At 62.6% G+C, this 10,235-nt stretch carries 10 protein-coding genes; 4 read left to right on the forward strand and 6 right to left on the reverse strand.

All coding sequences use genetic code 11. From position 1 onward, the window contains the following. The 3 genes from R3355_RS23990 to R3355_RS24000 form a co-directional block, all read right to left on the reverse strand. Positions 1–393: beta-ketoacyl synthase N-terminal-like domain-containing protein (locus R3355_RS23990; RefSeq protein WP_318963582.1), on the reverse strand; the 393-nt coding region annotated here is incomplete at its 3' end. A 157-nt stretch (positions 394–550) separates the two neighbouring features. Continuing rightward, positions 551–1,207: a CoA transferase subunit B gene (locus R3355_RS23995; RefSeq protein WP_238043165.1), complete on the reverse strand. Its 657-nt coding sequence runs from the start codon at positions 1,205–1,207 to the stop codon at positions 551–553. A gap of 170 nt (positions 1,208–1,377) precedes the next feature. After that, entirely contained in the window at positions 1,378–2,076 is a 699-nt protein-coding gene (locus R3355_RS24000; protein WP_318963641.1) for a CoA transferase subunit A, read from the reverse strand. Between the two features lie 166 nt (positions 2,077–2,242). Here R3355_RS24000 and R3355_RS24005 point away from each other — a divergent pair, with 166 nt between their 5' ends. The 3 genes from R3355_RS24005 to R3355_RS24015 all read left to right on the forward strand — a co-directional run bounded on the left by R3355_RS24005 (position 2,243) and on the right by R3355_RS24015 (position 6,666). Then, positions 2,243–3,172: a LysR family transcriptional regulator gene (locus R3355_RS24005; RefSeq protein WP_318963642.1), complete on the forward strand. Its 930-nt coding sequence runs from the start codon at positions 2,243–2,245 to the stop codon at positions 3,170–3,172. 109 nt (positions 3,173–3,281) lie between these two features. Further along, complete coding sequence (locus tag R3355_RS24010) at positions 3,282–5,237, forward strand: acetoacetate--CoA ligase (protein WP_318963643.1); 1,956 nt, start codon at positions 3,282–3,284, stop codon at positions 5,235–5,237. A 460-nt stretch (positions 5,238–5,697) separates the two neighbouring features. Continuing rightward, complete coding sequence (locus R3355_RS24015) at positions 5,698–6,666, forward strand: tetratricopeptide repeat protein (protein WP_318963644.1); 969 nt, start codon at positions 5,698–5,700, stop codon at positions 6,664–6,666. 32 nt (positions 6,667–6,698) lie between these two features. Here the strand turns inward: R3355_RS24015 and R3355_RS24020 are convergent, their stop codons facing one another. Then, the gene (locus R3355_RS24020) at positions 6,699–7,910 is read right to left on the reverse strand and encodes a PilT/PilU family type 4a pilus ATPase (RefSeq protein WP_318963645.1); all 1,212 of its coding nucleotides are present in this window, start codon (positions 7,908–7,910) and stop codon (positions 6,699–6,701) included. A gap of 148 nt (positions 7,911–8,058) precedes the next feature. Between R3355_RS24020 and R3355_RS24025 the strand changes: the two genes are divergently transcribed. Continuing rightward, on the forward strand, positions 8,059–8,337 hold the full coding sequence (locus R3355_RS24025) for a peptidylprolyl isomerase (protein WP_079202230.1): 279 nt from the start codon (positions 8,059–8,061) through the stop codon (positions 8,335–8,337). A gap of 396 nt (positions 8,338–8,733) precedes the next feature. Here R3355_RS24025 and R3355_RS24030 read toward each other — a convergent pair whose 3' ends face one another. Further along, positions 8,734–9,651, reverse strand: coding sequence for a c-type cytochrome (locus tag R3355_RS24030; protein ID WP_318963646.1), 918 nt, complete (start codon positions 9,649–9,651; stop codon positions 8,734–8,736). Continuing rightward, positions 9,648–10,235, reverse strand: a 588-nt coding sequence (locus tag R3355_RS24035; RefSeq protein ID WP_318963647.1) for a c-type cytochrome, incomplete at its 5' end; no start/stop codon positions are given. The genes R3355_RS24035 and R3355_RS24030, both read right to left, overlap by 4 nt.

Raw genomic sequence — 10,235 nt, forward strand, 5'->3', positions numbered from 1 at the left:
GCCGGTGCGGGCCTTGGGCATGACGTAGGGGGCCAGGCTCATGTTTTCCATGCCGCCGGCGATGATCACCTCGGCGTCGCCGCAGCGGATCGCCTGGGCGCCCAGGTGCAGGGCTTTGAGGCCCGAACCGCAGACCTTGTTCAGGGTCAGTGCAGGTACCGCATGGGGCAGGCCGGCGAGGATCGCCGCCTGGCGGGCCGGATTCTGCCCGGAGCCGGCGGTGAGCACTTGGCCGAGGATCACTTCGTCGACCTCGGCGCCGTTCAGGCCGGTTTGCTCCAGCAGGCGACGGATCACCGCGGCGCCCAGTTCGGGGGCGGCAATGCCTGCCAGTGAACCCTGGAAGCTGCCGACGGCGGTGCGGGTGGCGGCGACGATGACGACTTCTTGCATGGTGAGACTCCTGCGGGTGGCGTCGATGCCGTTCGTGGCATCGACAAACGATGGGTATCGCTGCGCTCGCGGAACGCCGCCCGACCCATCCTGCAAATGATAAAAACCGCCGCGCAGGGCGCCATGCGTGGTGGCGACCTGCGCAGCGGGGAGGTACTCAGAAAGTCATTTCGATGACATCGTCCGGCACGATCAACGGCCCGGCGGTCTTGCTGACGATCTCCTCGATGCTCACGCCCGGGGCGCGTTCACGCAGGATGAAATGGCCGTTGTCGATTTCCAGGTAGGCCAGGTCGGTGAGCACCTTGCGGATGCAGCCGCAGCCGGTAAGCGGCAAGCTGCAGTGCTTGAGCAGCTTGGACTCGCCATCCTTGGAGGCGTGGGTCATGGTGACGATGATGTTGTCGGCGCCGGCAACCAGGTCCATGGCGCCGCCCATGCCCTTGATCAATTTTCCGGGGATCATCCAGGAGGCAATGTTGCCGTTGGCATCCACCTCGAAGGCACCGAGCACGGTGAGATCGACATGGCCGCCGCGGATCATCGCGAAGGATTCGGCCGAGGAGAAGATCGACGCACCCTTACGCGCGGTCACCGTCTGCTTGCCGGCGTTGATCATGTCGGCGTCCAGTTCATCCTCGGTTGGGAACGCGCCCATGCCGAGCAGGCCGTTTTCCGATTGCAGCATCACGTCGATGCCTTCCGGCACGTAGTTGGCCACCAGGGTCGGGATGCCGATGCCCAGGTTGACGTAGTAACCATCTTTCAATTCGCGCGCCACACGCTGAGCCATCTGTTCGCGGGTAAGTGCCATTTGTACTTCCTCAAATTATTCAGTGACGGAAGAACCTGGTCAGGGTCGAGCGAGCTAGAGGCCGGCAAGGCGAAATCGGACGAGGACGCGGAATTTACGCGTGCTAAATGAGCAGTTCGAGTCCGATTTCAACGCAGCCGGACCGACGCGCAGCCGATCCTGATAGGTTCTCAGGCGCGCAGGGTGCGCTTTTCGATCCGCTTCTCGAAGCGGCCCTGGATGATGCGATCGACGTAGATGCCCGGGGTGTGGATGTGTGCCGGATCGAGTTCGCCGGGTTCGACGATTTCCTCCACCTCGACCACAGTGATGCGCCCGGCGGTGGCCACCATAGGGTTGAAGTTCTGCGCGGTGTGGCGATAGATCACGTTGCCGAAGTGGTCGGCCTTCCAGCCTTTGACGATGGCGAAGTCGCCGGTGATGGCCGGTTCCAGGATGTAATGGCGGCCATTGAATTCGCGCGCTTCCTTGCCTTCGGCAACCGGGGTGCCATATCCGGTAGCGGTGAAGAAGGCCGGGATACCGGCGCCACCGGCGCGCAATTTCTCCGCCAGGGTGCCTTGCGGAGTCAGTTCGACCTCCAGTTCGCCGTTGAGCAACTGCCGCTCGAACAGGGCGTTCTCGCCGACGTAGGAGGCGATCATCTTGCGAATCTGGCGGTCTTCCAGGAGTACGCCGAGGCCGAAACCGTCGACCCCGCAGTTGTTCGAGACCACGGTCAGGCCGCGCACGCCGAGACGGCGGATTTCGCCGATCAGGTTCTCCGGAATGCCGCACAGGCCAAAGCCGCCGGCCAGCACAGTCATGTTGTCGGTCAGGCCGGCCAGGGCCTCTGCGTAACTGCCTACCCGCTTGTCGAGTCCACTCATATCGCTGCGCCTCTTGTCGTTGTTGGTTCGGCAGCCATGCTGCCGTGAGAAGCTGTCGCGGATCTGCTGCGCGCCGAAACAGGTTCTAAAGCAAGTGAGAGCTTCACCCCGTCGGATTGATTTGTTAAGTTTGTTTTTATAAGCCATTAATCAGAAAAACAAACCAATGACCGTCAAGCAATTGCGTGCCTTCCTCGCCGTGGCCCAGAGCCTGAGCTTCGTCCAGGCGTGCACGCGCCTGCATCTGTCCCAGCCGGCGCTGAGCCTGGCAATAAAAAACCTGGAAGAATCCCTCGGCGGCCCGCTGCTGGTGCGGACCACCCGCAGCGTCAGCCTGACCCCCGAAGGCGAACTGCTGCTACCGATTGCCCGACGCCTGCTGGCCGACTGGGACAACACCGAGGAACTGCTGCGCCAGCACTTCACCCTGCAACTGGGCAAGGTTGCCATCGCCGCCATGCCCTCCTTCGCCGGCAACCTGCTGCCGGTTGCCCTCAAGGCGTTTCGCACGCGGCATCCGAAGGTCAATGTGGCGGTGCATGACGTCATCAACGAACAAGTGCTGGAGATGCTGCGCAACCGCCGGGTCGAGCTGGGTATTGCCTTCGAGCCGGAATCCCTCGATGGCCTGGACTTTATCCCCTTCTATACCGACCGTTTTGTCGCGGTGGTACCTGCTGACTGCCCGCTGGCCGAGTGGCCCGAAGTGAGTTGGGCGGCGTTGCTGCAAGAGAACTTCATCGCCTTGCAACGCCCGTCTGCGGTGCGCCTGCTGTTGGAGGAAAGCATCGCGGCCCAACATGGCAAACTGCCGGTGGCCTTTGAGAGCCACCAGCTGGTGACCGTCGGCCGCATGGTCGCCCAAGGCCTCGGCGTGAGCGCGGTGCCGAGCCTGTGCATCCAGCAGATGCAAGAGCTCGGCGCCCGCTGCATCGTCCTCTCCGAACCGCGGGTGGAACGCCGCGTCGGCCTGCTGCGCCTGGCCGGGCACGAGTTGTCGAGCGCGGCCCAGGCCCTCAGCGATGTACTGCTGCACGTCACGGACTGGAACAGCCTGAATCTTCCGCGGATCGGGTCACCGCCGGAGGAGAGCTGACGGCAGCTGACACGGCAACGCCCGCGGCTGCGTGCCATTATGTAATGACACCTCATGCAGCCATCCGTAGCCTGCGGCTGCCGATTATTCAGCGGCACTGGGAGGACAGATGAATCAACCACTTTGGACCCCGTCCCTGGAACGTGTGGCCGCCACCCGGATGGACGCCTTCCGTCGTTTCGTCAACCAGCGCCACGGCCTGCAACTGCCTGACTACCCGGCCCTGCACGCCTGGAGCGTGACCCAGCGCGAAGCCTTCTGGCAGGCCATCGTCGAATTCTTCGAGATTCGCTTTAGCGCGCAACCGCAGCGCGTTCTCGATGAAGGTCCAGCCATGCCCAGCGCACACTGGTTCCCCGGCGCCACCCTGAATTTCGCCGAACACCTGCTGCGCCGCCGCGACAGTCACCCGGCCCTGGTCGCCATCGGCGAAGACGGATCGCGTGAGCAACTGTCCTACGCGCAACTGGCCAGCCATGTCGCCGGCCTGCAAACCAGCCTGCGCACAGCAGGTGTAGGGGTGGGCGACCGGGTAGCGGCCTTCATGCCCAATACCTGGCAGACGGTGGTCGGCATGCTCGCCGCCAGCAGCCTCGGCGCCACCTGGTCGAGTTGCTCGCCGGACTTCGGTACCCAGGGGGTGATCGACCGCTTCGGCCAGATCGAACCCAAGGTGCTGATCGCCGCCGCCGGCTACCGCTATGCCGGCAAGAACCTCGACCTGACCGGCAAACTCAACGAAATACTCGAACGCCTGCCTTCGCTGCAGCAGTTGCTCGTGGTGCCCTATTCCAACCCGGAGGCCAGGCCGAGCGACTTCCAGACCACAGCCAGGGTCACGCTCTGGCAGGACTTTTACCAGCCCAGTGGCGAGCCCGTATTCACCCCGGTGGCTTTCGACCATCCGCTGTACATCGTCTACTCCAGCGGCACCACCGGCGTACCCAAGTGCATCGTCCACGGCACCGGCGGCGTACTGCTGCAACACGTCAAGGAACTCGGCCTGCACACCGACCTGTCGGCCGCCGACACGCTGTTCTACTACACCACCTGCGGCTGGATGATGTGGAACTGGCTGGTCTCGGGCCTGGCCCTGGGCGCCACCCTGGTGCTGTTCGACGGTTCGCCCTTCCACCCCGGCGCCGAACGCCTGATCGACCTGATCGACGCGGAAAACATCAGCATCTTCGGCACCAGCGCCAAGTACCTGGCCGCCCTGGAAAAGGCCGGTGCCAAACCGGGCAGTACCCACAAGCTGGAGCGTCTCAAGGCCATCCTCTCGACCGGTTCGCCGCTGTCCCACGAGAGCTTCGAGTACGTCTACCGCGAGATCAAAAGCGATCTGTGTCTGTCATCGATTTCCGGCGGCACCGACATCGTCTCCTGCTTCGCTCTCGGCAACCCGCTGCTGCCGGTATGGCGCGGCGAGCTGCAGTGCAAGGGCCTGGGCATGGACGTGCAGGTGTGGAACGACGCCGGCCAGCCCGTCACAGGCGAGAAAGGCGAACTGGTCTGCACCCAGCACTTCCCCTCGATGCCGGTGGGCTTCTGGAACGATCCGGACGGCAGCAAGTTCAAGTCCGCCTACTTCGAGACCTTCCCCGGTATCTGGGCGCACGGTGACTATGCCGAAGAGACCCTCCACGGCGGCCTGGTGATCCACGGCCGCTCCGATGCCGTATTGAATCCGGGTGGTGTGCGCATCGGCACCGCCGAGATCTACCGCCAGGTGGAAAAGGTCGAGGAGGTGCTCGAATCCATTGCCATCGGTCAGGACTGGGACGATGACGTGCGCGTGGTGCTGTTCGTTCGTCTGCGCGAGGGCGTGGCCTTGAGCGACGAGCTGCAGGCGCGCATCCGCCAGGTGATCCGCAGCAACACCACACCGCGCCACGTGCCGGCCAAGATCATCGCGGTGGCCGACATCCCGCGCACCATCAGCGGCAAGATCGTCGAGCTGGCGGTGCGCAATGTGGTGCACGGCAAGCCGGTGAAGAACACCGACGCCCTGGCCAATCCCCAGGCGCTGGAGCTGTTCCGCGATCTGGTTCAGCTGCAAAGCTGAGCGGGTGTGAAAAACGCTCGATTGCTGCGGGCCCAGGCGCCCTGGCTCCGGCCCATTACCTCGAGCGCGCAATCCATAGACAGGGTGTCAGTCGCCGAAAGCAGTGCAGCGTGGTTCGCCTGCACGGTGCAAATCCGGCAAGCGGTCGCTTGGCTTCGAACGGATCGCCGACCGCACTGCCCTGCATGCTGCGTGAAAGCAGGGGGGCTGGTGAGCTAAATGCCCCCTGTTTTTCGCGTAGCACAACGCCAGCAGCGGGCGCCAGGGGGCGGTCGCAGCAGGCGAGAGCTCTCAGCCCTTCGTCCGACAACAGCTAGCCGTGCCTGGCCAGCACTCGCGGCCATAGTCGTAGCTACGCACTACTTTCGAGCTAGAGACGCACACCCGGGTACTTGCTAGCGTCGAGCCCATGCTGCCCCCACGCGGGGGGCACACCCCAAGATGCAGGAAGTGATCGCCCATGTTCAGCGCACCGCTACTTCATTGCCGTACCGGCATGCTCTTGCTGATGCTGTGCTCGGGCTCAAGTCTGGCCGCGCCCCAGGACAGGGTTGCCAAGGAAATGGTCCAGGTGCTGGAGGCCTATGCGGTTTATAAAATGGGCCAATACGATGAGGCCTATGCTCGTTATCTGAAGCTGGCCAAGGCCGGCAACCGCCAAGGCATGCTCAACCTTGGCAATATGCATGCTGCCGGTCAGGGCGTCGCTCGGGATCAGGCAAAATCCCTGCAGTGGTATCAGCGCGCCGCCGAGGCGGGCGATGCCACCGGCATGTTCGAGGTGGCCAGGGCCTATGAACAGGGCCTGGGAGTCCCAGCCGACAAGGCAACCGCCATGGACTGGTACCGCCGTTCGGCCGAGGCGGACAACAGCGCCGCGCAATGGCTGTTGGGGCAACAGCTTTACCAGCAAGGCGAGCAACTGCAGGGGCTCAGCTGGATTCGCAGCGCCGACCGGCAAGGAGAGCAATCGGCGCGGCAATTCCTCGGCACCCTCGAAGGTTCGGCGAAGTCTGCCTTGGCGCCAAGTGCAGTCAACAAGACGGCGATATTCGAGACACTCTCCACCATCGACAGCGCCGCACAAGCACAGGATGCGCAGGGCATCGTCGGTATGCTCAGCCCCGACGCGCAGATTCGTGTCCGCCTCCCCGACAGCTCTGCCTGGAACAACCTGAGCCACTCGGAGTGGGCAGCGCTCTGGCAAGCAACCTTCGACCGCGTCGAGACCTATCGCTATCGACGCGCCGAGCCAGAGCTGCTGGCTGCAGAAGATGGCATCCTGGTCTTCTCGATCATCACCGAGCACCTGGGCAGCAGCAATGCACCACAAGTGCTGGAACTCCACGAACAAGCATTATTTCGTGTAGGTACTGGCCGCGCCCTCATCCATGCCTTGCGTGTGGATATTCGCCGCCAGGGTGAGTAGCAGCGACAGACTCAGCCAACTGCCAGCCGTGCTTAAATGCCCTGGCGACCCGGATCCTCCGGCAACTGCTCTTCGTCCATGGATTCCAGTTTCAACTCCAGCCCCCAGTCGCCAGCTTCGACAGCTTTCGCTGGAGCGGCAACAGCAGTTGATGCGGCTGCGGCAGGGCTGGCAGTGGACGGGTTGTCACGATAGAGCTTGAGTTTAAGCCGCACGTTGTTCGCCGAGTCGGCATTTTTCACCGCTTCTTCTTCGTCGATGGCGTTTTCATTGACCAGGTCGATCAGCGCCTGATCAAAGGTCTGCATGCCGAGGTTCTTCGACTTTTCCATGATTTCCTTGATCTCGGAAAACTCGTTGCGCTTGATCAGGTCGCGGATGGTCGGCGTCCCGAGCAACACCTCCACGGCAGCGCGACGCTTGCCATCGATGGTCTTGACCAGGCGCTGGGACACGAAAGCCTTGAGATTGTTGCCCAGGTCGTTGAGCAACTGCGGACGGCGATCCTCCGGGAAGAAGTTGATAATCCGATCCAGTGCCTGGTTGGCATTGTTGGCGTGCAGCGTGGAAATCGCCAGGTGGCCGGTGTCGGCGAAGGCCAGTGCATGTTCCATGGTCTCGCGGTCGCGGATCTCGCCGATCAGGATCACATCCGGCGCCTGGCGCAGGGTGTTCTTCAGCGCCGCATGGAAGCTGCGGGTGTCGACCCCCACTTCACGCTGATTGATGATCGATTTCTTGTGCCGATGGACATACTCCACGGGGTCTTCGATGGTGATGATATGGCCGCCGCTATTGCGGTTGCGGTAGTCGATCAGAGCCGCCAGCGAGGTGGACTTGCCCGAACCGGTGCCGCCGACGAACAGCACCAGGCCGCGTTTTTCCATGACGGTACCGAGCAACACCTCGGGCAGCTTCAGGTCCTCGAACTTGGGGATATCCAGCTTGATGTTGCGCGCGACTATGGACACCTCGTTGCGCTGTTTGAAGATATTGATACGAAAGCGCCCGACCCCGGCCAGGGAAATCGCCAGGTTCATCTCCAACTCGCGCTCGAACTCCTCACGCTGGGCGACATCCATCACCGCCTCGGCGATGGCAGCCACCTCACCGGCCTTCAGGGACTCCTGACTGAGCGCCTTGAGCACACCATTGAACTTGGCGCACGGCGGCGCACCGGTGGACAGATAGAGGTCGGAACCATCCTGGCTGGCCAGGATTTTCAGCATTGAGTGGATATCCATGAGCAGCGCTTCCGTCGATTGGATTTAATACAGTAGGCCAGGATTCGCCCGTGACCCGGATAATCCGGCAAACCTGAAAAGTGACGTCATTCTGATGGCGCAGCAAACACTGGCACAATACGCGTCCGGTAGAAATGAGGAACTCGTCATGGCAAAAGCAATGGCCCGCCATATTCTGGTGAAAACCGAAGCAGAAGCCGCCGCATTGAAGAAGCGCATCGCCGCCGGCGAGGCCTTCGACCTGCTTGCGCGCCAGTACTCCACCTGCCCGTCCGGCAAACGCGGCGGCGACCTGGGCGAGGTGCGCCCGGGGCAGATGGTACGGGCGATCGACCAGGTCATCTTCAAGAAACCCCTGCGCGAAGTGCATGGCCCGGTGAAGAGCCAGTTCGGCTATCACCTGGTGCAGGTGTTCTACCGCGACTGAGAGCAGGCCGCGGCAACGCCATCCCACCCGTCTTCCCGGCGGCCTTGCCGGGCCAGAACGCTGTCCAACCTTGCCCCTTTCGCGCTCGCGCTCGCGCTCGTGCGCTTGTGCATTGCCTGCGTGAGGCCATAGATGGGGCCGGTGCGGGGGCCGACTTCGGCAAAAAACGGCCGTTCGGATGATAGTGCTTTTTGCCTTGACACATCCCGCTACCCTGATTGCCAGGACAGGTATCTGCTGCCATGAGCAAAGATCAGCGCGACAGCCACCTATCCCAGGGGGAGCGAGAGGAGCGGCAAGAAACAAAGGCCTTCATTTGCCAGCGGATGGCGGAGAGGCAGAGTACCCCAGGCAGGCACTCCATCGACCTCCGCCACCACAGACCACTCAGCCGGGCTAGATACCCTTGCCCAGCAGCTTTCCGTTAACCGTCTCGCCGTACAGGTTCACGCCATCATTGGCGTGATACTTGTCGCGAGTCTTCTCTACCGAGCCATCGATCAGGCGCGGGTCCTGAGGTCGTTCGTGGCTGTTCATGAATGCCGCCACATGCCAGGCTTCTTCATCCGACAAGCTGCCGCCTTTGCCCAGGGGCATGCTTTCCTTTATGAACGCCGCGGCCGTATTGATCCGGTGCATGCCTGCGCCCCAATTGAACGAGTCCGCCCCCCAAAGCGGCGGGAACACATAATCGGTACCTGACTTCTGCCCTTCGCCGTTCTCGCCATGGCACACCGCGCACTGCGCGGTGTAGACCTGCTGCCCTTTAGCAAGGTCATAGCCGCCTTCGGGTTGCGGCACTTGCGGATAGGCGCGGCCTGGCAGCCCCTGAGCGGTCGGTGCGCCAGTCGCGAGCCAGTACGAATAGGCCGAGAGGGCCGCAATTACCGGACCGTCCGCTTCCGGTGCCTTGCCGTTCATGCTGAACTGAAAACACCCCTGCAACCGCTCGGCGTAGGTGTTCACCTTGTCGTTCTTCTTCCGGTACGCCGGGTACATGGTATACGCCGCCCACAGCGGTGCGGAGTTGGCTTTTCGCCCCTGCTCGAGGTGGCAGTTGGCGCACGCAAGGCCGTTACCTACATATTCCGGCGCACGGTTTTTTGTATCGACGAAGATGGCACGGCCTTCCTGCACCAGCTTTCCAAAGGCGTTGTCCGGGAGCTCGCTTTCCTGCGGGGGCTGAAAATACGTGCGGCTGGCGGGTTCTCCTGTGCCGATGCGAATCTGCGACTGATCCTCCATTGCGATGTCGGCCGCATGTGCAGGCATGGCAAATGCGAACAGCAGCAAGGCGCTTGTGTGAGCTCTCATCTTCCTGCTCCTGTGTCGGTCAAGTTGGCGAAATATGCCGAGACGGCCTTGATCTCGTCCTCGGTGAGGTCACGAGCGATGTGGCCCATCAGGTCGTTGGGATCGTTCTTACGGGTGCCTTGGCGCCAGGCGATCAGCTGCGAGGACAGATACTGGGCGGATTGCCCCGCGAGTGGAGGAAAGGAATCGCCGACACCCACACCGCCAGGTCCATGACAGGAGACACATTCGGGGATGTTGCGCTCCCATGCGCCACGCAGTGCCAGTGTTTCTCCAAGGCCTTGAGCCGCAGCCGTGCGGCCGATTCGCTCGACGTCGGGTCGCGGCTTGTTGGCGAGCATCGTCGTGACGGCGTCCGCTTCCTCGGGACTCAAGGCGGCAGCGATCGATTGCATGATCGGATTGGCGCGTTCACCGGAAGCGAAATCGGCCAGCTGTCTTTGCATGTAGACGGCGGACAAACCGGCAAGCCGCGGAAATCCGGCTGCGGCCATGCCCTCAGCCTCGGCACCATGGCAGGTGGCGCACGCCATCGCGGCAGTATTGGCGCCGCCTTTGCCATAGACAGCGGTCGGATCTGCCGC

It is taken from the genome of Pseudomonas sp., from assembly GCF_033723075.1.
GTDB lineage: Bacteria > Pseudomonadota > Gammaproteobacteria > Pseudomonadales > Pseudomonadaceae > Aquipseudomonas.

Excerpts from the sequence above, each read along its gene's own strand:
- R3355_RS24000 (WP_318963641.1), bottom strand. The coding sequence starts at position 2,076 with ATGAGTGGACTCGACAAGCGGGTAGGCAGTTACGCAGAGGCCCTGGCC.
- R3355_RS24020 (WP_318963645.1), bottom strand. The coding sequence starts at position 7,910 with ATGGATATCCACTCAATGCTGAAAATCCTGGCCAGCCAGGATGGTTCC.
- R3355_RS24015 (WP_318963644.1), top strand. The coding sequence starts at position 5,698 with ATGTTCAGCGCACCGCTACTTCATTGCCGTACCGGCATGCTCTTGCTG.
- R3355_RS24005 (WP_318963642.1), top strand. The coding sequence starts at position 2,243 with ATGACCGTCAAGCAATTGCGTGCCTTCCTCGCCGTGGCCCAGAGCCTG.
- R3355_RS24030 (WP_318963646.1), bottom strand. The coding sequence starts at position 9,651 with ATGAGAGCTCACACAAGCGCCTTGCTGCTGTTCGCATTTGCCATGCCT.
- R3355_RS23995 (WP_238043165.1), bottom strand. The coding sequence starts at position 1,207 with ATGGCACTTACCCGCGAACAGATGGCTCAGCGTGTGGCGCGCGAATTG.
- R3355_RS24025 (WP_079202230.1), top strand. The coding sequence starts at position 8,059 with ATGGCAAAAGCAATGGCCCGCCATATTCTGGTGAAAACCGAAGCAGAA.
- R3355_RS24010 (WP_318963643.1), top strand. The coding sequence starts at position 3,282 with ATGAATCAACCACTTTGGACCCCGTCCCTGGAACGTGTGGCCGCCACC.